25 protein-coding genes are annotated in these 26,156 nt (G+C 69.7%); 12 read left to right on the top strand and 13 right to left on the bottom strand.

What is annotated here, in order from left to right; all coding sequences use genetic code 11:
- The first annotated feature begins 70 nt into the window (after nt 1-70).
- The 3 genes from glgA (at nt 71) to E3O32_RS02250 (ending at nt 2,494) form a co-directional block, all read left to right on the top strand.
- A complete protein-coding gene (glgA, locus tag E3O32_RS02260) occupies nt 71-1,252 on the top strand; it encodes a glycogen synthase (protein WP_134506576.1) in 1,182 nt (393 codons plus the stop codon).
- A 50-nt stretch (nt 1,253-1,302) separates the two neighbouring features.
- On the top strand, nt 1,303-2,085 hold the full coding sequence (locus E3O32_RS02255; protein WP_134506574.1) for an ABC transporter ATP-binding protein: 783 nt from the start codon (nt 1,303-1,305) through the stop codon (nt 2,083-2,085).
- A gap of 157 nt (nt 2,086-2,242) precedes the next feature.
- Nucleotides 2,243-2,494, top strand: coding sequence for a type B 50S ribosomal protein L31 (locus tag E3O32_RS02250; protein WP_134506572.1), 252 nt, complete (start codon nt 2,243-2,245; stop codon nt 2,492-2,494).
- Nucleotides 2,495-2,599: 105 nt separating this feature from the next.
- Here E3O32_RS02250 and E3O32_RS02245 read toward each other — a convergent pair whose 3' ends face one another.
- Both E3O32_RS02245 and treS read right to left on the bottom strand, forming a co-directional pair.
- Nucleotides 2,600-3,286 carry a 3'-5' exonuclease gene (locus tag E3O32_RS02245; RefSeq protein WP_134506570.1) on the bottom strand — a complete coding sequence of 229 codons (687 nt, stop codon included), beginning with the start codon at nt 3,284-3,286 and terminating at the stop codon, nt 2,600-2,602.
- A 67-nt stretch (nt 3,287-3,353) separates the two neighbouring features.
- Nucleotides 3,354-5,051 carry a maltose alpha-D-glucosyltransferase gene (gene treS / locus E3O32_RS02240; protein WP_134506568.1) on the bottom strand — a complete coding sequence of 566 codons (1,698 nt, stop codon included), beginning with the start codon at nt 5,049-5,051 and terminating at the stop codon, nt 3,354-3,356.
- A gap of 109 nt (nt 5,052-5,160) precedes the next feature.
- On the opposite strand from treS, the gene E3O32_RS02235 reads away from it, so the two are divergent.
- Nucleotides 5,161-6,060 (top strand): alpha/beta fold hydrolase, encoded by a 900-nt coding sequence (locus tag E3O32_RS02235; RefSeq protein WP_134506566.1) that lies wholly within the window; start codon nt 5,161-5,163, stop codon nt 6,058-6,060.
- Nucleotides 6,057-7,154, top strand: a complete 1,098-nt coding sequence (locus E3O32_RS02230; RefSeq protein WP_134506564.1) for a glycosyltransferase family 4 protein — start codon at nt 6,057-6,059, stop codon at nt 7,152-7,154. Before E3O32_RS02235 ends, E3O32_RS02230 begins: the two co-directional genes overlap by 4 nt.
- On the opposite strand, the gene E3O32_RS02225 is transcribed toward E3O32_RS02230, so the two are convergent.
- Together E3O32_RS02225 and E3O32_RS02220 are read right to left on the bottom strand one after the other, a co-directional pair.
- Complete coding sequence (locus E3O32_RS02225; RefSeq protein WP_134506562.1) at nt 7,142-7,741, bottom strand: histidine phosphatase family protein; 600 nt, start codon at nt 7,739-7,741, stop codon at nt 7,142-7,144. The genes E3O32_RS02230 and E3O32_RS02225 overlap by 13 nt on opposite strands.
- A gap of 33 nt (nt 7,742-7,774) precedes the next feature.
- Nucleotides 7,775-8,626, bottom strand: a complete 852-nt coding sequence (locus tag E3O32_RS02220) for a Sir2 family NAD-dependent protein deacetylase (RefSeq protein WP_134506560.1) — start codon at nt 8,624-8,626, stop codon at nt 7,775-7,777.
- A 117-nt stretch (nt 8,627-8,743) separates the two neighbouring features.
- On the opposite strand from E3O32_RS02220, the gene E3O32_RS02215 reads away from it, so the two are divergent.
- The gene (locus E3O32_RS02215) at nt 8,744-9,583 is read left to right on the top strand and encodes a TrmH family RNA methyltransferase (protein ID WP_134506558.1); all 840 of its coding nucleotides are present in this window, start codon (nt 8,744-8,746) and stop codon (nt 9,581-9,583) included.
- The gene (locus E3O32_RS02210) at nt 9,574-10,812 is read left to right on the top strand and encodes a D-alanyl-D-alanine carboxypeptidase family protein (protein ID WP_134506548.1); all 1,239 of its coding nucleotides are present in this window, start codon (nt 9,574-9,576) and stop codon (nt 10,810-10,812) included. Before E3O32_RS02215 ends, E3O32_RS02210 begins: the two co-directional genes overlap by 10 nt.
- A gap of 20 nt (nt 10,813-10,832) precedes the next feature.
- Here E3O32_RS02210 and E3O32_RS02205 read toward each other — a convergent pair whose 3' ends face one another.
- Nucleotides 10,833-11,621, bottom strand: coding sequence for an SGNH/GDSL hydrolase family protein (locus E3O32_RS02205; RefSeq protein ID WP_134506546.1), 789 nt, complete (start codon nt 11,619-11,621; stop codon nt 10,833-10,835).
- Between the two features lie 57 nt (nt 11,622-11,678).
- Between E3O32_RS02205 and E3O32_RS02200 the strand changes: the two genes are divergently transcribed.
- Nucleotides 11,679-13,493 (top strand): DEAD/DEAH box helicase, encoded by a 1,815-nt coding sequence (locus tag E3O32_RS02200; protein ID WP_134506544.1) that lies wholly within the window; start codon nt 11,679-11,681, stop codon nt 13,491-13,493.
- 22 nt (nt 13,494-13,515) lie between these two features.
- Here the strand turns inward: E3O32_RS02200 and E3O32_RS02195 are convergent, their stop codons facing one another.
- Nucleotides 13,516-14,730 carry a trans-sulfuration enzyme family protein gene (locus E3O32_RS02195; protein WP_241974481.1) on the bottom strand — a complete coding sequence of 405 codons (1,215 nt, stop codon included), beginning with the start codon at nt 14,728-14,730 and terminating at the stop codon, nt 13,516-13,518.
- 118 nt (nt 14,731-14,848) lie between these two features.
- On the opposite strand from E3O32_RS02195, the gene E3O32_RS02190 reads away from it, so the two are divergent.
- A complete protein-coding gene (locus E3O32_RS02190; protein WP_134506540.1) occupies nt 14,849-15,328 on the top strand; it encodes an Lrp/AsnC family transcriptional regulator in 480 nt (159 codons plus the stop codon).
- A 151-nt stretch (nt 15,329-15,479) separates the two neighbouring features.
- Here the strand turns inward: E3O32_RS02190 and cspE are convergent, their stop codons facing one another.
- The 6 genes from cspE to E3O32_RS02160 all read right to left on the bottom strand — a co-directional run bounded on the left by cspE (nt 15,480) and on the right by E3O32_RS02160 (nt 23,517).
- On the bottom strand, nt 15,480-15,683 hold the full coding sequence (gene cspE, locus E3O32_RS02185) for a transcription antiterminator/RNA stability regulator CspE (protein ID WP_035840308.1): 204 nt from the start codon (nt 15,681-15,683) through the stop codon (nt 15,480-15,482).
- A 248-nt stretch (nt 15,684-15,931) separates the two neighbouring features.
- Nucleotides 15,932-16,783, bottom strand: coding sequence for a DUF3097 domain-containing protein (locus tag E3O32_RS02180; protein WP_134506538.1), 852 nt, complete (start codon nt 16,781-16,783; stop codon nt 15,932-15,934).
- Between the two features lie 71 nt (nt 16,784-16,854).
- On the bottom strand, nt 16,855-20,280 hold the full coding sequence (locus E3O32_RS02175; RefSeq protein ID WP_134506536.1) for an error-prone DNA polymerase: 3,426 nt from the start codon (nt 20,278-20,280) through the stop codon (nt 16,855-16,857).
- 60 nt (nt 20,281-20,340) lie between these two features.
- A complete protein-coding gene (locus E3O32_RS02170; RefSeq protein WP_241974479.1) occupies nt 20,341-21,933 on the bottom strand; it encodes a DNA polymerase Y family protein in 1,593 nt (530 codons plus the stop codon).
- Between the two features lie 2 nt (nt 21,934-21,935).
- The gene (locus E3O32_RS02165) at nt 21,936-22,682 is read right to left on the bottom strand and encodes a hypothetical protein (RefSeq protein WP_134506535.1); all 747 of its coding nucleotides are present in this window, start codon (nt 22,680-22,682) and stop codon (nt 21,936-21,938) included.
- 31 nt (nt 22,683-22,713) lie between these two features.
- Nucleotides 22,714-23,517 carry a slipin family protein gene (locus tag E3O32_RS02160; protein ID WP_174774746.1) on the bottom strand — a complete coding sequence of 268 codons (804 nt, stop codon included), beginning with the start codon at nt 23,515-23,517 and terminating at the stop codon, nt 22,714-22,716.
- A gap of 116 nt (nt 23,518-23,633) precedes the next feature.
- Between E3O32_RS02160 and E3O32_RS02155 the strand changes: the two genes are divergently transcribed.
- From E3O32_RS02155 to E3O32_RS02150, 3 genes are all read left to right on the top strand, one after another.
- Nucleotides 23,634-24,347 (top strand): SOS response-associated peptidase, encoded by a 714-nt coding sequence (locus E3O32_RS02155; RefSeq protein ID WP_134506533.1) that lies wholly within the window; start codon nt 23,634-23,636, stop codon nt 24,345-24,347.
- 94 nt (nt 24,348-24,441) lie between these two features.
- Entirely contained in the window at nt 24,442-24,606 is a 165-nt protein-coding gene (locus tag E3O32_RS17150) for a hypothetical protein (protein ID WP_166788606.1), read from the top strand.
- A 6-nt stretch (nt 24,607-24,612) separates the two neighbouring features.
- Nucleotides 24,613-25,458, top strand: a complete 846-nt coding sequence (locus E3O32_RS02150) for an SMP-30/gluconolactonase/LRE family protein (protein ID WP_134506531.1) — start codon at nt 24,613-24,615, stop codon at nt 25,456-25,458.
- A gap of 3 nt (nt 25,459-25,461) precedes the next feature.
- Here the strand turns inward: E3O32_RS02150 and E3O32_RS02145 are convergent, their stop codons facing one another.
- Nucleotides 25,462-26,109, bottom strand: coding sequence for a DUF1345 domain-containing protein (locus E3O32_RS02145; protein ID WP_241974477.1), 648 nt, complete (start codon nt 26,107-26,109; stop codon nt 25,462-25,464).
- Nucleotides 26,110-26,156 lie beyond the last annotated feature (47 nt).

Genomic DNA, 26,156 nt, shown 5'->3' with positions numbered 1-26,156 from the left:
TAGGGCCATCCGGAGCACTGGACCAGCACGGATGGGTGTGTCCTGGGTCGGGCTGCGCTAGCTTTACTGCATGCGAGTGGATCTGTTGACCAAGGAGTACCCCCCGGAGATTTATGGCGGAGCCGGCGGGCACGTCGCCGAGCTCGTGCGCGCCCTGCGCACGGACATCGACGTCGTCGTTCGATGCTTCGGTGCGCCACGTGACGCCGCCGACACCTTCGCCTACGGCGTCCCCGCCCAGCTCAAAGACGCGAATGCCACGCTGGCCACCCTGGGCGTCGACCTGCAGATGGCCCAGGACGTGCAGGGTGCCGACATCGTGCACTCCCACACCTGGTACGCGAACGGGGCCGGCCACATCGCCAAGCTGCTCCACGGCGTGCCGCACGTCGTGACCGCGCACAGCCTCGAACCGCTCCGGCCGTGGAAGGCCGAACAGCTGGGCGGCGGCTACCGGGTGTCCAGCTGGATCGAACGCACCGCGTTCGAGGGCGCGGATGCCGTGATCGCCGTCAGCGACGGCATGCGCCGCGACATCCTCCGCAGCTACCCGGCGCTCGACGAGGCCCGGGTGCAGACGGTCTACAACGGCATCGACCTCGACCGGTGGAAGCCCACCGTCGACCATGACATCGTGCGAGCCCTCGGCATCGACCCCGACCGGCCCGCCGTGGTCTTCGTGGGCCGGATCACCCGTCAGAAGGGCCTGCCGTACCTGCTGCGCGCGGCCGCGGCCCTCCCCGCCGACGTGCAGCTGGTCCTCTGCGCCGGCGCACCCGACACTCCCGGGATCCTCGCCGAGGTCACCGCGGGGGTCGAAGCCCTGCAGCGCGAGCGCACCGGCGTCGTCTGGATCGACCGGCTGCTCCCGCAGCACGAGCTCGCGGCCGTACTCACCGCTGGAACTGTCTTCGTCTGCCCGTCGGTGTACGAGCCGCTCGGCATCGTCAACCTCGAGGCGATGGCCTGCGGGCTGCCCGTCGTCGGAACCGCCACCGGCGGCATCCCCGAGGTCGTCGCCGACGGCGTCACCGGCCGCCTCGTGCCGATCGACCAGGCAACCGACGGCACCGGCACGCCGATCGACCCTGACCGGTTCGTCGCCGACCTGGCGAGGACCCTGACCGAGGTGCTGTCCGATCCCGGACTCGCGGCGCGGATGGGCCGCGCCGGACGGGTCCGCGCGGAGGAAATGTTCAGTTGGAGCCAGATCGCCACCCGCACCCGGGAGATCTACGCCTCCCTGCTCTAGCACCGGCCGGGGCGTGCCCGGCGCCCGGCGACGGCAGATAACATGGCTGTATGGTCAACGTTCTTCACTTCACCGACGTCTCCGTCGTCCGGGCTGGCACAACCATCCTCGACTCAGTGAATTGGAGTGTTGAAGACAATCAGCGCTGGGTGATCCTCGGCCCGAACGGCGCAGGCAAGACCACGCTGCTGCAGATCGCGGCCGCCCTGATGCACCCGTCGAGCGGTCGGGCCGAAGTGCTCGAAGAGCCGATCGGCGGGACGGACCTGTTCGAGCTTCGCCCCCGGATCGGTTTCGCATCCACCGCGATGGCCCGCAAGGTTCCTGCCACCGAGAAGGTCCTCGACGTCGTCATGACGGCCGCCTACTCGGTGACGGGGCGGTGGAATGAGGAGTACGAGACGATAGACGAGCGCCGCGCCCAGCGCGTCCTCGCCGAATGGCGACTCGACCACCTCGCCGACCGGAAGTTCGGCACGCTCAGCGACGGCGAACAGAAGCGCGTGCAGATCGCGCGGTCGATCATGACCGATCCCGAGGTTCTGCTCCTGGACGAACCGGCGGCCAGCCTCGACCTCGGCGCCCGTGAAGAACTGCTTCGCCTGCTCGGCGGCTTCGCGAGCGAACCGAAGTCACCGGCCATCATCATGGTCACCCACCACGTCGAAGAGATCCCGGTCGGGTTCACCCACGTGCTGCTCCTGTCCGCCGGCCGGGTGGTCAGCGCAGGCCCCCTCGCCGAGGCCCTCACTGCCGAGGCCCTCACCGAAGCGTTCGGGCTGCCGATCGAACTGCGCGAAACCGACGGGCGCTTCAGCGCCCGTGCGGCTTGACCCGCCCGAACCCCGACGGAATGGCCGCCGCCGTGGCCTGGTTCTGCTAAACTCGACAGTCGGTCCTATGACCAGCTAGCTTTTCTGCCGCACCTGACGAGACTGTTCTCGCCATCGAAGCGCACCTCACCAATCGAACAGCAATAAGGAAGTCTTCATGAAGTCTGACATTCACCCCACGTACGCTCCCGTGGTTTTCCGCGACCTCGCGTCGGGTGCGACGTTCCTTACCCGTTCGACGGTCTCCAGCTCCAAGACCATCGACTGGGAAGACGGCGCCACCTACCCGGTCATCGACGTGGAAATCTCCTCCGAGTCGCACCCGTTCTACACCGGCAAGCAGCGCATCATGGACTCCGCCGGACGGGTCGAGAAGTTCAACTCGCGGTACAAGGGCTTCGGCAAGTAGCCAGCCCCCCAGCCTCGCGGCGACTCGCCGCGACGCAATAGTGAAGGCGACCAGCCAAGGCTGGTCGCCTTTTCTATTCTGAGCCGTCCGGGTCAGCGGCCCCGGTCAGCGCTCCGGCCAGCCGCCGGATGCGACGAACTCCGGGTCGCGTTCGCGGCGCATGTAGGCCTGGAAGCTCTCGGCCTGCTCGAGCGACCACTTCGCCTGCAGGTCATGTAATTCGGAGACGGTGACCGGGAGCTTGGCCGCGTGGGAGCGCGCAATCGCCTGCGCGACCCGGCCGGCCGCGATGGCATCCGCGCCGGAATCGTGCGCGTCATCGAGGGCAACGCCGTAGAACGCGCTGGTCACCTCCAGGGTGCGCTTGCCCTTGCGGTAGCGGTCGACCGCCTTGTCGATCACGAGCGGGTCGACGACCGGCGACGGCGCCACCAGCGGAGAGACGCCGTGGCGCAGCGACTCCCGATTGAGCAGAGTGAGGTCGTAGGGCGCGTTGTAGGCCACCAGGGGAAGCCCGCGGCCGAGGTGCTCGCGGATGGTCGCCACGATCTCGGCAACCCCTTCGGCGGCCTCACGCCCGTTCTCCGCCGCGTACTCGGTCGTGATGCCGTGCACATTCGTGGCCTGAGCCGGGATCTCGATGCCGGGGTCGAGCAGCCAGTCCACCCGCTCGAGCACCTCTCCGGCCCGGTCGATGACGGCCACGGTCGCCGAGACGATCCGGCTCGTCTCCACGTCGATGCCGGTGGTCTCGAGGTCGAATACGGCCAGGGTGTCGCTCCAATTGCTCATGGGCACAGCCTACGGGCGACCACCGTCACTGCCGGCCGCCGAGCAATCGCTACCCGCCGGGCAGCCGCTACCCGCAGTGCAGCCAGTAGAAGCTTTGCGCCCCGAGCGCCAGGGTGAGCACGCCCGCGTCATCGAAGCTCGGGAACACCGCTCCGCCGAAGATGTCGTAGAGGCGCGTGCCGGCCAGGTCTGGGTCGTCGATCCGGAACGCGATCGGGTTGTGCGAGAAGCTGAACACGCAGAGGACCGTCTCCGGCTGGTCGCCGAAATTCGTGCCGGACCCGGCGTATTCACGGGTGAACGCGAGCACGGACTCGTGGTCGGTGGCCAGCACCCGGATCATGCCCAGGCCGAATGTCGGGTGGAGCTTGCGCACATGGATGACGTTGCGGATCCAGTGCAGCAGCGACCCCGACTGGGCCAGATGGGATTCCACGTTCGTCTGGGTGTAGGTGTAGACCAGCGACTGCACGAGCGGCAGGTAGAGCTTGCCCGGGTCGGCGGCGGAGAATCCGGCGTTCCGGTCGGGCGTCCACTGCATCGGCGTGCGTGAGCTGTCTCGGTCGGGCAGCCAGATGTTGTCGCCCATCCCGATCTCGTCGCCGTAGTACAGGAACGGGCTGCCGGGCAGGGCGAACAAGAGGGCGTGGGCGAGCTCCAGTTCGCGCCGGGAGTTGTCCAGCAGCGGGGCGAGCCTGCGGCGGATGCCGATGTTCGCGCGCATCCGTGGGTCGTAGGCGTACCAGCCGTACATGGCCTGGCGGTATTCCTCGCTGACCATCTCCAGCGTCAGCTCGTCGTGGTTGCGGAGGAAGACGGCCCAGCCCGCCGACTCGGGGATGTCCGTCGTCTCCGACAAGACGCGCACGAGTTCGTCGGCCCGCTGGGAGCGCAGGGAATAGAAGATGCGCGGCATCACCGGGAAGTCGAAGGCCATGTGGCATTCCGGCTCCGCGTCGGTGCCGAAGAACGCCGCCACCTCGCGCGGCCACTGGTTCGCCTCCGCGATCATGATCCGTCCCGGGTAATCCCGGTCCACCAGCATCCGCAGTCTCCGGACGAACTCGTGGGTGGGAGGTTCGCCCTCACCGTTTCCTTCCTCCGACTCGTACAGGTACGGGATCGCGTCGAGCCTGAACCCGTCGACGCCGAGGTCGAGCCAGAACCGGACGACCTCGTGGATCGCCTCGTGCACGGCCGGATTCTCGAAGTTGAGGTCCGGCTGGTGGGAGAAGAACCGGTGGAAGTAGAACTGCCGCCGGGCGGAGTCGAAGGCCCAGTTGGACTCCTCGGTGTCGGTGAAGATGATCCGGATGTCCGGGTACTTGTCGTCGCTGTCGCTCCACACGTAGTAGTCGCCGTACGGCCCGTCCGGGTTGTCCCTGGACTGCTGGAACCAGTCGTGCTGGTCGGAGGTGTGGTTCAGCGGCAGGTCGATGACGATGCGCATATTGCGCTCGTGGGCCTTCGTGACCAGTTCCTTGAACTCCTCGAGCGTGCCGAACTCCGGCAGGATCGAGCGGTAGTCCGACACGTCGTAGCCGCCGTCCTTCAGCGGGGAGGAGAAGAACGGCGGAATCCAGAGAGCGTCGATGCCCAGCCATTGCAGGTAGTCGAGCTTGGAGATGAGGCCGGCGAGATCGCCGGAGCCGTCGGCATTGCTGTCGACGAATGACCTGACCATGACCTCGTAGAAGACGGCGCGGCGATACCAGCGCGGATCGAGGGTGAGACCGGGAAGCTGGATGGGTGCGGTGAAGCTCACAGGATTCCTTCCGGCCCCGGGCTCTGATCGACGGGAACAGCACGAGTCTAGATTCACCGGTGCCGGGTCTGTCCAGCCCGATCGGAGAGTCAGCCCTAAACTGGGTCTGATGAACGTTCCTTCGCCGTATGACGAACTGCTCGCCCGGATTCCCGTGACCGTGCACACCGTGGCCGTGCTCGGAAGCGACACCCGGTACTGGGAGTACGGCGATCCGGCAGCGGCCACCACGATCGTGATGGTGCACGGGTTCCGCGGCGACCACCACGGCCTGGAGCCCGTCGTCGCGCAGCTCCCCGGCTTCCGGATCATCTCCCCGGACCTGCCCGGCTTCGGCGAATCGGGACCGCTGACCCCGATCCGGCACGACATCGCCGGCTACGGCCGCTGGTTGTCCGAACTCGTCGACGTCCTGGCGATTCCGGGGCGCACGGTCATCCTCGGGCACTCGTTCGGCTCGATCATCGTGGCCGCCGCGATCGCGGGCGGCCTCACCGCCGACGAGGTCGTGCTGGTCAACCCGATCGCCGCGCCCGCGCTCTCCGGGCCGCGTGGCATCCTGACCCGGCTGGCCGTGTTCTACTACTGGGCGGCGGCGAAACTGCCCGAGCGGCTCGGTTTCGCCCTGCTCCGCAACCGCGTGATCGTGCGGGTGATGAGCATCACGATGGCCAAGACCGGCGACCGGGACCTCCGCCGCTGGATCCACAACCAGCACGACCGGTACTTCTCCGCGTTCGCCGACCGTTCGGTCGTGCTCGAGGCGTTCACCGCATCGGTCGGCTCCGACGTCAGCGAATTCGCCGCCGCCATCCCGCAGCCCACGCTGCTCGTCGCCGCCGACAAGGACGACATCACCCCCGTGGCGGCCCAGCACCGGCTGCAGGCGCTCTTCCCGAACGCGAGCCTGCGGGTGATCCCCGATGTCGGCCACCTGATCCACTATGAGGTTCCCGCCCAGGCCGCGGATGAGATCCGCCGTTTCCTCGCCCAGGAGTCTCCGGAATGAAGATCGTCTTCGACTGCCGGTACACCCGGTTCGACCGGCACGACGGCATCAGCCGGTACACCGCGGGCCTGGTCACCGAATTGGGCAAGTTGCACCCCGTGATCATGCTGATCAGCGACCACCGGCAGCTCGCCCTCCTGCCTGCCCTGCCCTGGCAGCTCGTGAGCGGCCCCACCAGCATCCGTGAACCGCTCGTCGCCCGCCAGGTCAACCGGCTGCATCCCGACGTCGTGTTCAGCCCCATGCAGACCATGGGGTCCTGGGGCCGCCGGTACCGGCTGATCCTCACCGTGCACGACCTGATCTACTACCGCAACCGCACCCCGCCGCGCGACTTCCCGGCCGCGGTCCGCCTGCTCTGGCGCCTGTACCACCTGGCCTGGTGGCCGCAACGGCTGCTCCTGAACCGGGCCGACGCCATCGTGACGGTCTCGGCGACCACCCGCGACCTGATCCGGGACCACCACCTCACCCACCGGCCCGTCACCGTGGTTCCCAACGCGGCCGGCGCGCTCAGTGCGGCTCCTGTGCAGCGCACCACGCCCGAAACGGGTCGGCTCGTCTACATGGGCTCGTTCATGCCCTACAAGAACGTCGACACGCTCGTTCGCGCCGTGGCCGCGCTGCCGGGGCACGAACTGCACCTGATGAGCCGGGTCGGCGAGTCCGAACGCGCCCGCCTCACCGAGCTCGCCCCCCAGGCGAGGCTGGTCTTCCACGACGGTGCCAGCGACACAGAGTACTCGGCGGTGCTCCGCAGTGCGACGGCCCTGGTGACCGCCTCCCTGGACGAGGGCTTCGGGATACCGCTGGTCGAGGCGATGAGCCAGGGGATCCCGGTCGTGGTCAGCGACATCCCCATCTTCCGCGAGATCGGGGGAGACGCGGCGCTGTACTTCGACCCGGCCAGCCCGGACGCCCTCGCCGCGGCGATCACCCGGCTCGACCGGCCGGGGGAGTGGGCCGAACGTTCACGGCTCTCCGTCGCCACGGCGGCCCGGTTCACCTGGGCGGATTCGGCCCGAAGGCTCCTGGATCTGATCACCGCCGCGCCGCGCCGCACTGAGCGGGTTTCGGGGCCTCAGCCGGTGTAGTGCGTGTTCTCGGCGAGGGTGCGTACGGTCGCATCGAAGTACTCGAGCTGCAGCCGCCCGTCGTGCCAGACGAAGTCGTGCACCGACCCGTTGGCGATGATCTCGTCGTGGCGGGGCCGTTCACCGCCGGTGCTGTCGCGGATCAAGGTGCCGATCACGCCGCCGTGACAGACGACGAGCACGGACTGGCCGGGCCGGGCCGCGGCGACAAGGCCGAGCGCCGGCAGCACTCGGTCCAGCACCTCCTGGCGCGTCTCCAGTCCGGGCACGGCGACCCCATTGGGGAAGCGGAACTGCCGTTCGGCGAACGTGAGCCCCTCGATCTGGCCGTGGTGACGTTCGGTGAGCGCCTCGACCACCTCCGGCTGCGCCAGTTCGAGCTCACCGGCGATGATCCGCGCCGTCTCGTGCGCCCGGTCGAGCGGGCTCGTCACGATCGCGTCCCAGTGCCGGCTGCGCAGCCGCAGGCCCGTCTCCGCGGCCTGGGCCCGTCCGGTCGAATTGAGCGGGATATCCGTGCTGCCCTGGATCCTGGTGCGCAGGTTCCACTCGGTCTGCCCGTGGCGCACTATCGAGAGTCTGGTCATTGCCGCCGTTTCGTCATCCGCATGGACCGGGGGTCAGTCGACCAGACGGGCCGCGAGGCCCGCGAGAGTCTCCGAAGTCCCGGCCTCCAGCTTAATCAACGCCCGGCCGTCTCCCTTGGTGACTCCGCGGTTGATGACGACGATCGGTAGTTTGCGACGCCTGGCCTGTTCAAGCAGGCGGATGCCCGAATTCACCACCAGGGAGGACCCGGCGATGACGAGGGCCTCAGCTCCGGCCACGAGGGCGGTCGCCTCGGTGAACTTGACGGTCGGCACCAGCTCCCCGAAGAAGACGACGTTGGGCTTGAGCATGCCACCGCAGACGGTGCAGGCGGGGATGACGAAGCTCTCCACGTCGGCGACTTCGGCGTCCCCGTCGGGCGCCACCCGCACGGCATCGGGTACGCCGAGGAACGGATTGTCCTTCTCGAGGCGGGCCGCGACGCTGTCCCGGCCGAACGCCTGGCCGCAGGCGAGGCAGACGACCAGGTCCATCGACCCGTGCAGGTCGACGACGTGCCGGGACCCGGCCCTCGTGTGCAGGCCGTCGACGTTCTGCGTGATCACCCCGGAGATCGCGCCATGCTGCTCGAGCCGCGCCAGGGACCGGTGGCCGAGGTTCGGTTCGGCCGCGCGGAACCGATGCCAGCCGACGTGGCTGCCCGCCCAATAGCGTTTCCGCGCCCGCTCGTCCCCGACGAAGGTCTGGAAATTCATCGGCGTGCGCACCGGCGCGCCCTTGCCCCGGTAATCGGGGATGCCGGAATCGGTGCTCATCCCGGCGCCGGTGAGCACGGCGGTCTGCTTGCCGCGCAGCAGTTCCGCGACGGTGTCCAGTGCCTCGGCGGCGACCGCGTCGGAGACCGGAATCGTCTCGGTGGTCATGGTGCTCCATCCTCTGTCCCTCCGAGTCTAAACTCGCGGGTTTTGGTGTGGGTGACGGATCCGGCCGTCGGACCTGACAGGCTGGAGTCGCTCATTCCCTCGAAAGGCGCCATCGCTGTGCAGATCGTTCACATCACCGACCTCGACCTGCCCGGTCTTGCCGACTACGCGCGGCTGACGGATGTCGCGCTGCGGCGTGTCGCCGAACCGGCGGGGGGCCTGTATATCGCCGAGTCCAGCAAGGTCATCGTGCGGGCTCTGGCGGCCGGGCACCAGCCGCGTTCCGTGCTCGTCCAGGAGCAGTGGCTGCCCGATGTGCTCCCGTTGCTGGCCGAGTGGCCCGACGTGCCCGTCTACGTCGGGGAGGCGGCCGTCCTCGAGAAGCTGACCGGGTACAACCTGCACCGGGGTGCCCTGGCCGCGATGCACCGGCCGCCCCTGGCCGCGGTCGCCGACCTGATCCGGGATGCCCGGCGCATCGTCATCCTCGAGGACATCGTCGATCACACCAACGTCGGGGCGATCTTCCGCTCGGTCGCGGGACTCGGCGCCGACGCGGTGCTGATCACCCCGCGCTGCGCCGATCCGCTCTACCGGCGCAGCGTCAGGGTCAGCATGGGAACCGTGCTGCAGGTGCCGTGGACGCGACTGCCCGAGTGGGGTGAGGCCGCACCGCTGCTTCACGCCGCCGGCTTCCACCTCGCCGCCCTGGCCCTGTCGGACGATGCGGTGAGCCTGGACCGGTTCGCCGCGGACCCGCCGGAGCGCCTCGCCCTCATCCTCGGCACCGAGGGCGACGGGCTCAGCGCCCTGGCCATCTCCGCCGCCGACACGGTCGTCACGATCCCGATGCTGCACGGAGTCGATTCGCTCAACGTCGCCTCCGCCAGCGCCGTCGCCCTGTACGCCCTGCGCGTCCCGGCGCCGGCCGACGGTAGAATCGACGGATGCCGCTGACCCGACGCCAAACCTTCCGCCGTCGTCGCCTCGCCGCGATCGGGGTACTCGCGGTCGTCCTGGGCGGCGTCGGCTACCTCGCCGGCACCGGCCTGGCCCCGGTCCCCGAGGTCGCCGCGAGCCTCAGCCAGCCGGCCGCGCTGACCCAGCCCGCAGCCCAGCTGACCTGGCCGGGCGAGGGCTCGGGCGCCATCGGCGCGGTCGGCTACGACGGGGTGCTCGGCTCCGGCGGAGAGCAGGGCACCGTGCCGATCGCGAGCATCACCAAGATGATCACCTCGCTCGTCGTGCTCGACAAGAAGCCCCTCACCGGCAAGGAGGCCGGACCCGAGATCACCTTCACCGACAAGGACGTCGACATCTACTACGACGTGATCGCCGAGAACGGGTCCGTCGCCCCCGTCTCCGCCGGGATGGTCCTCAGCCAGCGCCAGACCATGGAGGCCATGCTGCTTCCCTCGGCGAACAACTACAGCATCTCCCTCGCGGTCTGGGCCTTCGGCTCGGTCGATGCCTACCTGGCCGCGGCACACGACTGGCTTGCCGCGCACGGCCTGGAGCACACGGCCGTAACGGACACGAGCGGACTCTCCCCGGGCAGCAAGAGCAGCCCGTCCGACCTGATCGAGATCGGCAAACTCGTCGTCGCCGACCCGGCCCTCGCCTCGATCGTGTCCGAACGCACCGCCGACCTGCCCACCATCGGCACCGTCACCAACACCAACAAGCTCCTCGGCAAGCACGGCGTCACCGGTTTGAAAACCGGCACCACCGACGAGGCCGGGGCCTGCCTGCTCTTCTCCGCGGAATTCGCCGTCGGCTCCGAGACAATCACCCTGGTCGGCGTCGTGCTCGGCGGCACGGACCACACCGAACTCAACGCCTCCATCTCCGCACTGATCGAGAGCGTGAAGCCCGGGTTCCGGGAAGTCACCCTGACCGGCAAGGGCGCCGCGTACGCCTCTTACGACACCAAGTGGGGTCAGGAAAGCCGCGCGGTCGCCGCGAAGGCGGCATCCGTTCTCGTCTGGTCGGACACGCCGGTCACCGCCGTGGCCACGGCCCGTCCGATCACCCTCGGTGACGCCGGCGACACGGTCGGCGCGGTCGACTTCGCCGTGGGCGGCAAGACCGTCAGTGTGCCCCTCGTGCTTGACAAGACCATCAGCGACCCTGGCCCCGAGTGGCGGTTCAGCCATCCCGGAGAACTGGCCGCCGCCGAGAAGTAGGAACCGGGCCGGCCGGTCCGTTACGCCGGGGTACGGCTGAACGGCCCTGCCTCAGGACGCTTGGGCAGCACGTGGTCGCCGGAGGACTGGTGCCGGATCCGCCGGAGCACCCACGGGACGAGGTACTCGCGCGCCCACAGGATGTCCTCGCTGCGGGCCTTCCGCCAGGTCGTTCCCGGCATCGGCTCCGGCACCAGCGCTTCGAGGGTGTTCGGCACGTTCAGCACGTCGAGCACCATCCGGGCCACGGTGTGGTGGCCGAGCGCGTTCAGGTGCAACCGGTCGGGAGCCCACATTCCGGCTGCCTGGATCTCGGTCAGCGACCAGAGATCGGCGACCACGCAGTCGTACTTCGCCGCGATGGCCCGGATGTTCTCGTTGTAGATCGCGACCTTGCCCCTGATGCCGCGGAAGACGGGGGAGAACCCGACGTCGGCGCCCGTGAACAGCACGATGGTCGCGCCGTCGGCGGCGAGCCGGCTCACGGCCTCTTCGCACCGGGCGGCGATGAGGTCAGGGTCGGAGCCGGGCCGGAGCACGTCGTTGCCGCCGGCGGAGATCGTGATCAGGTCGGGGTGCAGCGTGAGAGCCGGTTCGATCTGCTCGTCGATGATCTGGCCGATCAGCTTCCCGCGGACCGCGAGGTTCGCATAGGCGAGATCCTCTGTGCCCTGGCTGAGAACCTCGGCTACCCGGTCGGCCCAGCCGCGGTGCCCGCCGGGGCTGGCCGGTTCCGGATCTCCCACCCCCTCGGTGAAGGAATCGCCGAGGGCGACGTAGCGGGACCACGGGTGCTTCGGCGTCGTCATGCTTCCATTGTCCCCGCTCGTACCAAACTGTCGGCGCACCTTGCTAGATTTTAGGGAGTGACTACTTTGCCTGCCTTCGGACCAATCCAGGGAACGAGTGCAGCCGAACACCTGTCCCCGTCCTTCCCTGAGCGCGCCGCCTGGGGCACGGCGAACAAGCTGCGAGCCTGGCAGGCCGAGGCTCTCGAAGCGTATTTCGTGCACCAGCCGCGCGATTTCCTGGCCGCGGCCACGCCGGGCGCCGGGAAAACCACCTTCGCCCTGCGGCTGGCGGCCGAGCTGAAGGCCAGGCGGCTGATCGACCGGATCACCGTCGTCGCCCCGACCGAGCACCTCAAGCGCCAGTGGGCGGATGCCGCGGCCCGGGCGGGCATCCGGCTCGACCCGAGCTTCAAGAACGCGAACGGGCGCTACGGCAGCCACTTCCACGGCGTCGCCGTCACCTACGCCCAGGTGGCCAGCCGAGCGGCCCTGCACCGTGAACTGACCCAGTCCAGCCGCACCCTGGTCATCCTCGACGAGGTGCACCACGGCGGCGACGCGCTGAGCTGGGGCGACGCGATCCGGGAGGCTTTCGAGCCGGCCACCCGCCGGCTCTCCCTGACCGGCACACCGTTCCGCTCCGACACCTCCCCGATCCCGTTCGTGAGCTACCTGCCCGACGAGCACGGTATCCGGCTGTCCCAGAGCGACTACAACTACGGCTACGGCCGCGCCCTCGAGGACGGCGTGGTGCGCCCTGTCATGTTCATGGTCTACGCCGGACACATGAAGTGGCGCACGAGGGCCGGCGATGAGATGGAGGCGAAGCTCGGCGAGGGCAACACCAAGGACATCACCTCGCAGGCCTGGCGCACCGCCCTCGAGCCCACCGGGCAGTGGATCCCGGCGGTCCTGCGCGCGGCCGACTCCCGGCTCACCCAGGTGCGCCACGGCATCCCCGACGCCGGCGGACTCGTCATCGCGACCGACCAGACCACGGCGCGCGCCTACGCCACCATCCTCGAGGAGATCTCGGGGGAGCCGGTCACGGTCGTGCTCTCCGACGAGAAGGAATCCAGCGACCGGATCGACGAGTTCTCGCACAACACCCGGCGGTGGATGGTGGCCGTGCGGATGGTGTCGGAGGGCGTCGACGTGCCCCGGCTGGCCGTGGGCGTCTACGCGACGAGCGCGTCCACCCCGCTGTTCTTCGCCCAGGCGATCGGCCGGTTCGTGCGGGCCAGGCGCCGCGGTGAGACCGCGTCGATCTTCCTGCCGAATGTGCCGGGCCTGCTCAGCCTCGCCAACGCGCTCGAACTCGAGCGGGACCACGCCCTCGACCGCAGCAACCGCGACGACGGTGACGACGGGATGTACAACCCCGAAGACGCCATGGTCGCCGCCGCGAACAAGGAGGAGAAGGGCTCCGACGAGCTCGGCGAGGAGTTCCTCTGGCAAGCCATCGACTCGCAGGCCACCTTCGACATGGTCATGTTCAACGGCGACGAGTTCGGTGAGCTGGCCGAGCCCGGGACCGACGAGGAATTCGACTTCATCGGAATCCCGGGCCTGCTCGAGCCGGAACAGGTCTCCGAACTGCTCCGCCAACGGCAGACCCGCCAGGCCAAGCGGTCGACGGACCGGCGTAAAGACCCGGTGACCGGTGAGATCACGCCGGAGGAACCGCCGCCGCTGTACCGCACGCTGAAGGAACAGCGCACCCTGCTCGCCAGCCTGGTCGGCATGTGGTCCAAACTTGCCAGTGAACCGCACGGCATGGTGCACGCCGAACTCCGGCGCGAGTGCGGCGGTCCAGCGGTCGCGCAGGCCAGCGTCACCCAGTTGCAGAAACGGATCGACCTGCTGCGCCGCCGCCTCGGTCGCAGCTGACCTCACTCAGGTGTACGGGGACTCAGACGACGGCTTCGTGGGGAATCCGGACCGCGCGGTCGAACGCGACATCGCCGGCCACGTCCAGCGCGGCCAGGATGTCCGCCATCAGGTCGTCGACGTGCTCAAGCCCGATCGACAGCCGCACGACGGCGGCAGCGGGCCGGGCACCGGCCTCGACCGGTCGGTGCGTCAGCGAGGCAGGGTGCTGCACGAGCGAATCGACCCCGCCGAGCGAGACCGCGTGGGTGATCAGCCGGCAGGCCTCGGTGAAGCGCACGGCCGCGTCGAACCCGTCGGCGAGGTCGAGGGCGATGATCGATCCTGCCCCGGTGCTCTGCCGATTCAGCAGGCCTTGCGGGTCCTGGCCGGGCAGGCCGGGGTAGTACACCCGGGCGAGTGCCGGGTGCCCGACGAGCCGCCCGGCGATCTCGGCCGCGGTGGCCTGCTGGGCGAGAACCCGCACCGGCAGGGTGCGGAGCCCCCGGTGCAGCAGGTACGCCCCGAACGGATGCAGGATCCCCCCGGTCAGGGCGCGCACCTGGCGCAGGCGCACCACCCAGTCGGCCGGACCGGACACGGTTCCGCCCATCGCGTCACCGTGGCCGCCGAGGAACTTCGTCGCACTGTGCAGCACCAGGGTAGCCCCTGATTCGAGCGGCCGCTGCAGCACCGGCGTCGCAAAGGTGTTGTCGACCAGCAGGGGAACGTCGCCGGCGGCATCCGCCACCGCCCGGATATCGGTCAGTTCCAGGGTCGGGTTCGCGGGCGTCTCGAGGATGACGAGCCCGGTGTCGGCCCGGATGGCCGCGCCCACCCCGGCCGCGTCGACCCAGGTCACGCTCGTGCCCAGCAGTCCCGTCGCCAGTACATGGTCGGTTCCGCCGTAGATCGGTCGCAGGGCCACCACGTGCGGCTTGCCGGCGGCCACGGTGGCGATCAGCACGGCAGCCAGGGCGGCCATCCCGGTGGCGAAGGCGACCGTGCCCTCCGCCCGCTCGAGGGCGGACAGCGCCGTCTCGAACCGGGCGACGCCCGGCTGCCACAGCCGTTGATAGACGGCGGACTCGCCCGGCACCAGGGTGCCGCCCGTGGCGAGGTTCTCATAGGAATCGCCGCCGGACTCGACCCCGGTGAGCGGGTTCGTCGTCGACAGATCGATCCCGGGAACATGCATCCCCGCCTCGGTCAGGCCGTCCATCCCGGCGTGCACGGCAATGGTTTCCAGGTGCGGCATCGTTGGCATCATCCTCAGACCAAAACAGATTCTGTGTCCGCACACAAGACCTCCTGCAGGGTCTTCCGTCTGGACGGGGATTGTCGCATAAACTGCTCGTCAAGGAAAGAGTGGGTCCATGGAACCGAAGAAATCCGAAATCGACCGGGTCGACCGGGCGCTCCTCCGCGCCCTGTCGGTCAACGCGAGGGCCTCCGGCGCCGCCCTGGCGGCGGAGATCGGCGTCGCCGAGTCGACCGTGTCCCTTCGGCTGCGCCGCCTGCAACAACTCGGGCATATCCGCGGCTACCGGGCGAACATCGACCTGGCCGCGCTCGGCGCCTCCCTGCAGGCGTTGATCTCGGTGCGGCTGGTCAAGCACGCGAGGGTGCAGATCGACGACTTCCGCAACGCGGCGCCGCACTGGCCCGGTGTGATCGGCCTGTTCCACACGGCCGGAGCCGACGACTACCTGCTGCACGTGGCTGCGGCGGATGCCTCCGACCTGCGTGACTTCGTGCTGGAACATCTCGCGGAGCATCCGGCCGTGGCCCACACCGAGACCAACCTGATCTTCGAGTACGTCGACGGGGACGGCTGGCAGGACCTGGTCAAGTAGCCGCAGCCGGTCGACGAGCACCTGACGCTACGATTGTGCCGTCAGGAAGGAGGGGGATGACCCGGGTTGACCCGGGGTCGTCTGCGTGGCGCAAAAAAACAACGCCCCCCGCCGAAGCGGGGAGCGTTGAAGCAGCTTATGTGGCTGTTATTTAGAGGGCGCGGATGTTCTCGGCCTGGGGACCCTTGGGGCCCTGGGTTACCTCGAACTCGACCTTCTGGTTCTCGTCGAGCGACTTGTAGCCGTTCGATGCGATCGCGGAGTAGTGCGCGAAGACATCGGCGCTTCCGTCGTCGGGAGCGATGAAGCCGAAGCCCTTTTCAGCGTTGAACCATTTCACGGTACCTGTTGCCATTTTTGAAACTCCTCCAGGAGTGTTAGAAGGACCTCGACTTTCGAGGCCGTTCGTCGCGGTATTCGTCGTCCGCTTCCGAAAGGAATACGCCGCGGGAACCGAAGTCACCGCGTATTAAGACGTGCAAGCACTACAACTACTGAGATAACACTAGCCCACGTCGCCCCGTGCAAACTGTTTTCTGTGAGAATTCGAGGCTAAAGCGTTACGTTTCCTGAAAGTCAGGCACACAGCGGGCGGGGCCTGCACTAATCCACGGTCACGAAATCGATGAGGTGTTCGACCCGGCCGAGCAGTTGCGGCTCGAGGTCGGCGAAGGTCCGCACCCGGCCGAGGATCCGCTGCCAGGCCCGGGCGATGTCCGCCTGGTCCTCGTGGGGCCAGCCCAGGGCCTCACAGATCCCGTGCTTCCACTCGATGCTGCGGGGAATGTCGGGCCAGACGGTGAGCCCCAGTCGCTCGGGCTTGACCGCCTGCCAGACGTCGACGTACGGATGCCCGACCACGAGCACATGACGGCCGTACGGCCCGCGCGCCACGGCATCGGCGATCCGGCTCTCCTTGGAACCGGCGACGAGGTGGTCGACCAGCATCCCGACCCTGCGGGTCGGCCCCGGCTTGAACTCGGCAAGCAGCTCCTCGAGGTTGTCCACGCCTTCGATGTACTCGACGACGACGCCCTCGATCCGGAGGTCGGCGCCCCACACCTTCTCGACCAGTTCGGCGTCATGGCGTCCCTCGACGAAGATCCGGCTGCCGCGGGCAACCCGGGCCGGGGCATCCGACACCGCCAGGGAGCCGGAGGCGGTGCGGGCGGGCTTCCGGGATGCCGCGCGGGCGGGGGCGGCGAGGACCACCGGCCGGCCGTCGATCAGGAAGCCGCCGCCGAGGGGGAACAGGCGCAACTTGCCGTGACGGTCCTCCAGCGTGACGACGCTCTTCTCGATCCGGACGACGGCGCCGCAGAAGCCGGTGGCGACCTCTTCGACGACGAGACCGGCGGTGGCGTCCTGGGACGGGATGACGGTGCGACCCACCTCGCGCCAGCCTGGCCGCAGCACGTCCGCGCTGTACCGGTCCTGGGGATTGCCATCGTGCATGTCTCGGTCGTCCATTCCCGTTGCCGGCCCGGGACCGTTGGCCCTGGCGCCGGATTCCGCCTCGATCGACGCTAGCGGAAGTCACGCGAGGTCGTGGGCGCGGAGACGGTGAGCGGCTCGAACCGGTCGGCGATCAGGTTGGTCACACCCTCCGGAGAGCGCTCGAGGATGCCGCGCACGATGAGGGCCGGTGATTCCCGGGCGACCCGGCGGAACCGATTCCAGACGCCGAGGCCGGCGATCACGTTGAGGGTCCCGGTCTCGTCCTCCAGGTTGATGAAGGTGACCCCGCCCGCGGTCGCCGGGCGTTGCCGGTGCGTCACGACGCCGCCCACTTCGAGGCGGCGGCCGCTTTCGCGCTGCGGCAGGGCGTCGATCGGCACGGCGCCTCGGGCGTCGAGGGACGCGCGGGCGTGCCGGATCGGGTGGTCGTCGGGGGAGATGCCGGTGGCCCACAGGTCGTAGACCACCTGTTCGGGCGGAGTGAGAAGCGGCAGCAGCGGCGGCTGGACCGACCCGGACGTGCCGGCGAGGTAACCGGATCGTTCCCGGGCCGCGTCGCCGGCGGTCCAGAGGGCGGCGCGGCGGTCCAGGCCCAGTCCCTGAAACGCGCCTGCGGTGGCGAGCGCCTCGAGCTGGTCGGTGCTCAGTCTGACCCGGCGGGCGAGATCCGTCATCGACCGGTACGGCCCATTCTCGGCGCGTTCGGCGACCAGCCTGCGGGCGAGATCCTGGCCGATCCCGGTGACCGCGGCCAGCCCCAACCGCACATTGAACGCCCCGTCGCGCCGGTGCTCGCGGAAGTCGGGAGGAACGGCCCGGTCGAAGGGGCCGACCGGGGGCTGCTCCGGGTGCAGGCAGGCCGGGCGCCCGCCCGCTCCCGGCGTGCTCTCGCCCCCGGCGCCGGCACGGCGTTCCAGCGACGCGTCGGGATCTGACCTGAGGATGTCGGGTCGGAGCACCTGGACTCCGTGCCGCCTGGCATCCGCCACCAGCGACTGGGGGGAATAGAACCCCATCGGCTGGGCGCGCAGGAGCGCGGCGAGGAACGCGGCGGGGTAGTGCAGCCCGAGCCAGGCGCTGGAGTAGACGAGCAGGGCGAAGCTGATCGAGTGGCTTTCGGCGAAACCGAAATTGGCGAAGGCCTCGATCTTGGCGTAGATCGAGTCGGCCACCTCGCCGGTGATGCCGTTGGACGCCATTCCCGCGTAGAGGCGGGCCCTGAGGCTGGAGATCTTCTCCACCCCGCGCTTGGAGCCCATCGCCCGGCGCAACAGGTCGGCGTCCTCGCCGGTGCAGCCACCGACGGCCATGGCCATCTGCATGAGCTGCTCCTGGAACAGGGGCACGCCCAGGGTGCGCTCGAGCACCGGTTCGAGCCTGGGGTGCAGGTAGGTCACCGGTTCCTGGCCGAGCTTGCGCCGGATGAACGGATGCACCGCCCCGCCCTGGATCGGACCGGGCCGGATCAGGGCGATCTCAACGACGAGGTCGTAGAACCGGCGAGGCTGCAACCGCGGCAGGGTGCCGATCTGGGCGCGGCTCTCGACCTGGAACACCCCGACCGAGTCGGCCTGGCAGAGCATGTCGTAGACACCCTGCTCCTCGCGGGGGATGGACGACAGACCCCAGGACTCGCCCAGCTCCTCCCGCACGAGGTCGAAGGTGTACTGCAGGGCGGCCAGCATCCCGAGCCCGAGCAGGTCGAACTTCACCAGGCCCATCCAGGCGCAGTCGTCCTTGTCCCACTGCAGAACGGTGCGCGCGTCCATCCGGGCGGGCTCGATCGGGCAGACCTCGCCGACGGGCCGGTCGGTGAGCACCATCCCGCCGGAGTGGATTCCGAGATGGCGCGGCGCGGCCAGCAGCTGTTCGGCCAGGTCGGACACGAGCGGGGGGATATCGTGGTCGACGCCCGCCACAGCCTCTCCCCACCGCTCCACCTGCTTCGCCCACGCGTCCTGGCGCCCGGTGCTGTAGCCCAGGGCGCGGGCGACGTCCCGGACCGCGGATTTCGGCCGATAGGTGATCACATCGGCAACCTGGGCCGCATTCAACCTTCCGTAGCGCCGGTAGACGTACTGGATCACCTCCTCCCGGCGGTCCGAGTCGAAGTCGACGTCGATGTCGGGTTCCTCGTCGCGGAGACTGGACAGGAAGCGTTCGAAGGGCAGCCGGTAGAAGATCGAATCCACGGCTGTGATCCCGATCACGAAACAGACGGCGGAGTTCGCGGCCGAACCGCGACCCTGGCAGAGGATGCCGCGGCTGCGGGCGAACTGGACGATGTCGTGCACGATCAGGAAGTAGCCGGGAAAGTCCTTGGCCTCGATCACGGCGAGTTCCTTCTCGATCCGCTCTCGCACGTTGTCGTTGAGGCCCGGGTAACAGCGCGCCGCACCCGCCCAGACCAGGGCGCGGAGCCAGCTCATGGGGGTGTGTCCCTCGGGCACATCCTGGCGCGGCAGGCGAGGCCGTGCCCGGCGAAGGGAGAAGGCGAGTTCCCTGGCCAGCGGGACCGTGTTCGCGACCGCACCGGGATAGCGGCGGAACCGGGCGGCCATTTCGTCGCCGCTGCGCAGGTGGGCGCCGGCGGTTGCGGGCAGCCAGCCGTCGAGGTCGTCCAGGCTCCGTCTGGCGCGCACGGCGGCGACGGTGGCGGCCAGCCGGGCCTGGTCGGGGCCGGCGTAGTGCACGTTGTTCGTGGCCAGCAGGGGCAGATCGGCCCGTTCGGCGAGCGCGGCGAGGGCGTCGTTCGTGCTGGAGTCGAGCTGGTTGCCGTGGTCGAACAACTCGACGTAGACGTTCTCCCGGCCGAAGAGCCGCACCAGCCGGGTCAATTCCACGGCCGCGGCGGTCTGGTCCCCGGTCGCCAGCGCTGCCCGAACGGCGCCCTTGCGGCATCCGGTCAGGACCGCCCAGTGGCCGGCCGACTGTTCTGAGAGTCGTTCGAGGTCGTAGACCGGCCGCCCCTTCTCGTCGCCCGCGAGCTGTGCCTCCGTGATGGCTCCGGCCAGCTGGTGGTAGCCGGTCTGGCCTCGGGCGAGCACGACGAGGTGGGTGCCCGCCGGGTCGGGGATCCCGTTCTGCGGACCGGGCAGCCCGAGGGACAGTTCCGCGCCGAAGACCGTGCCGACCTCGGGGTAACTCTCGGCCGTCTCCGCCAGGCGGATCACCCCGTAGAGCCCGTCGTGATCCGTCAGGGCGAGCCCGGTCAATCCGAGCCGATTCGCCTCTTCGAGGAGCTGTTCCGGGGAGCTTGCGCCGTCGAGGAAGCTGAAGCTGGAGTGCGCGTGCAACTCGGCATACGGCGTTGAGTCTGCGGTCGGCCGTGCCGCGACGGCCGGTTCCCCGTCGGGGCGGTAGGGCGCTCTTCGCCGCGACCACGCCGGGCTGTCGCCGCCGTCGGCGCCACTTGGTGTGCCGGTCGGGCGGCGCCGGTCGGAGAGCTGGCGCTCCAGTTCCGACCAGGAGATCGGCGGGTTGCTCCATCCCATCAGGGTTCTCCTTCCGGATTCAGGCCGCGTGGCCTGAACGGCGTGAGGGGCCAGGGTCGCTCAGTCATAGCGGGCCTCCGCCCACCAGCGCCGGTCGTCGAAGTGGAGCAGCCAGGCGGCCCCGTCGGCGTCGACGATCTGCACGCGATCGACCTGGCGACCGCCTCCGGGTCGCCACCAGCCCTCATGCACGGGCCAGGGACCGGCCCAGGCGGCCACCGATCGCAGGTCGTCGTTCCGCCCGGAGGGGGAGAACTGCACGGGATCTGCCGGGAGGAGACCGCGCTCGTCCACGTCGACCTGGCTCCCGTCCTGGGTGAGCAGGCCGACCGGTCGTCGTTCCCGGAACACGGTTGCCGGCAGGGGCCCCGCCAGGCTCCCCGGCCACGGGGCAGCGGCGGCCCCGGCCGGCCCGGTGCGAGGGCCGGCCGGCGCATCGCCCCAGGGGACGAACACCTGGCGCTCGGCGAGCAGCCTGCCGCCGCCGACCACGGCCGTGACCACCCCCTCGTGCCCCAGTAGGCTCTGCACCCGGGACAGGGCGTGATGGATGCGTTCGTCCGGTCCGGAGCCCCAGAGCCCCGGCTCGTGGTTGCCGGCGGCGTCGACCTCCTCCGGGAGGATCCGGAGCCAGCACACCGCCGAGTCGAGCCCGGGATCGCCGGCCCCGCTGCCCTGCAGCTGCCAGCGCACCCGGTCGACGACGTCGGCGGCGTCGAACCAGCGCGGATGCCGCCAGCTGCGGCCGAGCGTCCGGCCGGAGTCCAGGCCGACCTCGACCAGGAGGGTCGTGCAGACCAGGTGGGCGCCGGCGAGGCCGTCGACGAAACTGTCGGCCGGCGCGCGTGCCGCGAAGGCGACCTGGTCGATCCGGTCGAGGGGAGGCTCGAACCGGAGCAGCAGGTCGCGCTGCGGGGGCGGCACCCTGGCCTGCAAGGGGGCCGGATCGACGCCGCGGGCCTGCGCCTGCGCCGCCAGGCCCGCGGGCCCGAACCGCTGCGCGACCTGCGCGGCGGGAAGGGCGGCGAGGTCGCCCAGCGTGTGCACGCCCAGGCGGCGCAGCAGCATGGTCAGCCGCGCGTCCACGACCAGGGCGACCGGCATTCCGGCCAGGAAGCCGGATGAGTGTCCGGGCGGCACCGCCCGGACCTCCGCCCGTTGCGCGCTCCGCGCGGCCTGCTCAGCGGCGAACGGCCCGTCGGCGATGCCGACCCGGGCATCGGCGACCCCGAGGTCGAGGACAGCGTCACGCATGGATTGCCCGGCCGGCTCCTCACCGCCGTAGTACCGGGCGGGACCCCGGGCCCGCACGGCGCCGGTGCCTGGGCGGATCGTCGCCACGCCGGGGGCGACCTCCTCGAGTCGGGCCAGCACGGGCTCGAACGCCCGCTCGTCGAGCAGCGGGTCGTGGGGCAACGCGACGAGACTTCCGCACCGGTATTGCGCCTCGCGGAGCGTCAGCCCGCGCCGCACCCCGTCAGCCCGCGCCGACGCCGACGAGGCGAATACCGTTCCCTGGGAGATCAAGGCCAGCGGCGCATCGCGGGGGAGACCGGTCTCCGCGCGGGCGGCGGCGACAGGCCAGTCCGGGCACCAGAGCACGATCGTCCTCGAGGGTGAGGACAGGGTCGGCGGAGGCTCAAGCCCGGCCACGGTCAGCCTGTCCCTTCCCGCAGGAACCCGGCCTCGTCCCACGCAGCCCCGGACCGGCCTGCCGGCAGGTGGGGCAGCCCGGCCGCGTCGTTCGGGGGGTGCGGCCCACCACCCGCGAAGACCACCGAGGCCCTTCGCGTCATTCCTCCGCCGTGCCCGGCCGCGGCGACGACGGTGACGCTCATCCCGGACAGGGACCCGTGGCCGGGGCCCAGCCCCAGCCCCTCCCAATGCCGCGCCTCGATGGTCAGCTCCGCCTCGCCCGCGGTCCAGGGCCCGGCGACGAGGAGGACACCGCCGCGCTGGCGGAGCCGCGCGGCGAGGCGGGCGGCATCCGCGGAGCGCGCCGGGGACGGCGGGCGCACGGCCACGACCGGCAGGGCGTCCACGAGTGCGGCCGTCACGGCCAGCCAGCGATCACCGGGCCGCGGAACCTGGACGAGGCGGTCCAGGGCGATTCCGAGGCCCGCGGCTGCTTCGATGCCGAAGTCGGGCAGGCCGACGACCCCGCACCATGCGCCGTCCCGCGACGGGGCGGCGAGGAGCGCCATCACCAGCGTGGTGGAGTTCGGTACCGTGTAGACGCACCCGTGCCGCAGCCCTCCGCCGGGGAAGAGTCCGGCCAGGGCCGGCAGGGTCGGCAGCAGGCCGCCGAGTCGCGTGGCCTGCATCGCGTCGATCTGGTCCTGAAGCCCGGACGCAGGCGCGCGACCGGACGGTGACGAGGAGGTGGCGGTTGCACTGGACACACCAATATAATCGAACGTATCTTCGATTAAGTCAATGGTCTTTCTCGGCGGCGTTTCCGGTCGCCGCGGCCGCCTCGCGGGCCAGGAAGGCACCGAGTTCACCGATTGTGCTCATCAGGGGCGCCGGGAAGACGACCACGGTGTTCTTGTCGACCCCGATCTCGACGAGGCTCTGCAGGTTCCGCAGTTGCAGGGCCAGCGGGTGGGCCATCATCGTGTCCGACGCGTCGCCGAGTGCGGCCGCGGCAAGGGACTCGCCCTCGGCGTTGATGATCTTCGCCCGTTTCTCCCGTTCGGCTTCGGCCTGCCTGGCCATCGCCCGCTTCATCGAGTCGGGGAGCAGGATGTCCTTGAGCTCGACGAGGGTGACCTCCACGCCCCAGTCCAGGGTCTGCACGTCGAGGATCTCGCGAATGTTGACGTTGAGGATGTCCGTCTCGGCGAGGGTTTCATCCAGGGTGTGCTGGCCGACGACCTTCCGCAGCGTGGTCTGGGCGATCTGGTCGATCGCGGCGTGCACGTTCTCGATCGCGATCACCGACTTCACGGGGTCGACGATCCGGAAGTAGGCGACCGCGGACACGCCCACACTGACGTTGTCCCGGGTGATGATGCCCTGGGACTGGATCGGCAGGGTCACGATCCGCAGGGCCACCCGGTGCAGCACGTCGACGAACGGGATGATGAAGGTCAGGCCGGGCGGGCGCGTGCCGATCAGGCGACCGAACCGGAGCACTACGCCCTTTTCGTACTGTTTGATCACCCGGATCGAATTCGCGGCGACGATGAGCGCCAGCACGAGCACGACCGCCAGAACCACGATGAACACGACCATGGGGAGCTCTCCTCCGCGGCGCACCGGCGCCGATGCTCCGATTCTGCTCCCGCCGGCGCGCGCCCGCCAGTGCCCCGGCGCGCGGCGACCGGCAGGGGCGGTAGTAGCCTGTCGGTATGTGCGGGCGATTCATCATCACGGATACGGCGCCTGACCTCGCCGCCATGTTCGACGCCCCGCATGAGGGCGAGAACCTCCCCGAGCCCTCCTGGAACATCAAACCGACCGAGCAGATTCTGATCGTGGTCGAATCGGCGAAGTCCGGGTCCGTCGTGCGCCGCCTCGAATCCGCCCGCTGGTCCCTCGTGCCGTCCTTCTCCACCGAACTCGCCCTCGGTTACCCCACCTTCAACGCCCGCGCCGAGACGGCGGCGGAGAAGGCCACCTTCCGTGCCTCGGTCGCGTCCGGCCGTGCGCTCATCCCGGCGACCGGCTACTTCGAGTGGCACACGGTCGGCACGGAGAAGACGCCCTATTTCATCCACTCGGATGACGGCCTGCCGCTCGCGTTCGCCGGCCTCTATTCGTGGTGGCGCAATCCTGTCCTCGCCGCCGACGATCCGGCGCGCTGGGTGCTCACGGCGACCATCCTCACCACCGACGCGGACGGCCCCCTGCGCGGCCTCCACGACCGGATGCCCGTGGTGCTTCCCGAGGAATGCTGGGACCAGTGGCTCGACCCGCACACTGTCGGCGACCAGGCCCTCGTCGACGCGGCCGTCGACGCGTCCCGGGAGCCGAGCGCGGCGCTCCGCTTCCATCAGGTTGCCCCGGTGACGGGGAACGGCCCCGAGCTGATCGAACCGGTCGGCGCCCGAACCGGGGGCTGACCGCCGCACGTTCCCTCCCCGGGTCGTCCAGCCGGTACGCTCGACTCATCGGCTCGGCGAACCTGTGCGGGCACCGCTCGAGAGGACCACCCCCATGAACGTCGTCGCCTTCATCGTCGCCATGGCGATTTTCATCCTCGGATTCTGGCTTTTCGGTCTCGCCTTCGCGGTGACCGCCGGCCAGTTGCCGATCTTCTTCGCCGGAATTCTCTGCGTCGCCCTCGCCGTGTACATCCCGGTCCAGCTGCTCCGCGACTAGACCGCCGTGCTCGCCGAGCAATTCACCGACCCGGTCGCCTTCCACGCCGAGGGTCCGGTCTGGTCGAACGCCTGGGGCGGCCTGCGCTGGGTGGACATGTTCGCCGGCGATATCCTGTCGCTCGACGGCGACACGGTCAACCGCCGCAACGTCGGCCCGTTCGTGGCTGCGCTGCGACCCCGGGCGTCGGGCGGCGCGGTGATCGCCCTCGAACGCGGGTTCGCCCTCGAGGACGCCGCCGGTGACCTGACCCGGCACGACCCGTTGTGGAGTGGCCCCGGCATGCGGATGAACGAGGGCGGCTGCGACCCGCACGGCCGGTTCTACTGCGGCTCGATGGCCTGGGACCAGCGGGCAGGGGCCGGGTCGCTGTACCGGCTCGAGGCCGACGGCCGGGTCGCCGTGGTCCAGGAGGACCTGACGATCTCCAACGGGCTGGAGTGGAGCCCGGACGGTTCCCTGGCCTACTACAACGACACTTCCACCGGCCGGGTCGCCGTCTTCGACTACGACGCTGAATCCGGCCTGACCGGGTTGCGCACCTTCGCCGAGATCCCCGCCGACGCCGGCTACCCCGACGGACTGACCGTCGACAGCGAGGGATGCGTCTGGGTGGCGCTCTACGCGGGAGGGGCCGTGCGGCGCTACACGCCGGACGGCATCCTCGACGGAGTCGTCGAGGTCGCGGCGCACCGGGTCACCGCCTGCACGTTCGGTGGTCCACGGCTCGACCGGCTGTTCATCACCACGTCGCGCGAGGACCTGGTCCCCGGGGAAGACTCCCTGGCCGGGTCCCTGTTCGTGGCCGACGTGGGGGTCACCGGACGACCCGTTCGGGAGTTCGCCGGCTGAGCGTCAGCGCAGGAGCCCGGCGACGAGGTTGATCAGGGTCGCCAGGATGACCGAGCCGAACAGGTAGGACAGCAGGCCGTGGCGGAGCGCGGTCATCCGCACCGAATGGTCCTCGATGTTCGTGTCCGACACCTGGAAGGTCATCCCCAGGGTGAAGGCCAGATAGGCGAAGTCCCCATAACTCGGCGGTGCCGTCTGGTTGAAGGAGACCCCGCCGTCGACGCCGGAGTAGTACAGCGACGCGTACCGCAGCGTGAAGAGCGTGTGCAGCAGGACCCAGGACAACGCGACGCTCAGCACGGCCACCCCGGCCTGGATGCCCTGCTGGCCGGCGGTGGTCCGGGTCTCCAGCAGCAGGAACGCGACCGCGCCCAGGCTGGCCAGGCTGGTCAGCACGATGAGGAGGTCGGCGACCCCTCGCGACGGGTCTTCCCGCGTCGCATGGCCGGCGGTCGTGGCGGCATCCATCGGGGCGATCGTGAGCCAGACCCAGGCGACGTAGGTGACGCAGGCCACGCCCCAGCCGGCGATCGGCGCCAGCACCCAGTCGCCGGAGAGGCCGGTCAGCACCGCGGCCGCGATTCCCAGCACCGCCATCACGACCAGGCGGGTGCTCGAACGGTGGACCTTCAGGACTCCGATGGGCTTCACCCGCTGATCGTCCCACAAAAACCGGCGGGGGTGCCCCTGGGCGGCAG

The organism is Cryobacterium mannosilyticum, assembly GCF_004402705.1.
GTDB classification, from domain to species: Bacteria; Actinomycetota; Actinomycetes; order Actinomycetales; family Microbacteriaceae; genus Cryobacterium; species Cryobacterium mannosilyticum.
Note: the sequence above shows the minus strand (reverse complement) of the source record. Positions and strands in the feature narration are given on the sequence as shown.

Bases quoted from the DNA above. Each gene is read 5' to 3' on its own strand.
- glgA (WP_134506576.1), top strand. From the start codon at position 71: ATGCGAGTGGATCTGTTGACCAAGGAGTACCCCCCGGAGATTTATGGC.
- E3O32_RS02255 (WP_134506574.1), top strand. From the start codon at position 1,303: ATGGTCAACGTTCTTCACTTCACCGACGTCTCCGTCGTCCGGGCTGGC.
- E3O32_RS02250 (WP_134506572.1), top strand. From the start codon at position 2,243: ATGAAGTCTGACATTCACCCCACGTACGCTCCCGTGGTTTTCCGCGAC.
- E3O32_RS02245 (WP_134506570.1), bottom strand. From the start codon at position 3,286: ATGAGCAATTGGAGCGACACCCTGGCCGTATTCGACCTCGAGACCACC.
- E3O32_RS02235 (WP_134506566.1), top strand. From the start codon at position 5,161: ATGAACGTTCCTTCGCCGTATGACGAACTGCTCGCCCGGATTCCCGTG.
- E3O32_RS02230 (WP_134506564.1), top strand. From the start codon at position 6,057: ATGAAGATCGTCTTCGACTGCCGGTACACCCGGTTCGACCGGCACGAC.
- E3O32_RS02225 (WP_134506562.1), bottom strand. From the start codon at position 7,741: ATGACCAGACTCTCGATAGTGCGCCACGGGCAGACCGAGTGGAACCTG.
- E3O32_RS02220 (WP_134506560.1), bottom strand. From the start codon at position 8,626: ATGACCACCGAGACGATTCCGGTCTCCGACGCGGTCGCCGCCGAGGCA.
- E3O32_RS02210 (WP_134506548.1), top strand. From the start codon at position 9,574: ATGCCGCTGACCCGACGCCAAACCTTCCGCCGTCGTCGCCTCGCCGCG.
- E3O32_RS02205 (WP_134506546.1), bottom strand. From the start codon at position 11,621: ATGACGACGCCGAAGCACCCGTGGTCCCGCTACGTCGCCCTCGGCGAT.
- E3O32_RS02195 (WP_241974481.1), bottom strand. From the start codon at position 14,730: ATGCCGCACCTGGAAACCATTGCCGTGCACGCCGGGATGGACGGCCTG.
- E3O32_RS02190 (WP_134506540.1), top strand. From the start codon at position 14,849: ATGGAACCGAAGAAATCCGAAATCGACCGGGTCGACCGGGCGCTCCTC.
- cspE (WP_035840308.1), bottom strand. From the start codon at position 15,683: ATGGCAACAGGTACCGTGAAATGGTTCAACGCTGAAAAGGGCTTCGGC.
- E3O32_RS02180 (WP_134506538.1), bottom strand. From the start codon at position 16,783: ATGCACGATGGCAATCCCCAGGACCGGTACAGCGCGGACGTGCTGCGG.
- E3O32_RS02175 (WP_134506536.1), bottom strand. From the start codon at position 20,280: ATGGGATGGAGCAACCCGCCGATCTCCTGGTCGGAACTGGAGCGCCAG.
- E3O32_RS02160 (WP_174774746.1), bottom strand. From the start codon at position 23,517: ATGGTCGTGTTCATCGTGGTTCTGGCGGTCGTGCTCGTGCTGGCGCTC.
- E3O32_RS02155 (WP_134506533.1), top strand. From the start codon at position 23,634: ATGTGCGGGCGATTCATCATCACGGATACGGCGCCTGACCTCGCCGCC.
- E3O32_RS17150 (WP_166788606.1), top strand. From the start codon at position 24,442: ATGAACGTCGTCGCCTTCATCGTCGCCATGGCGATTTTCATCCTCGGA.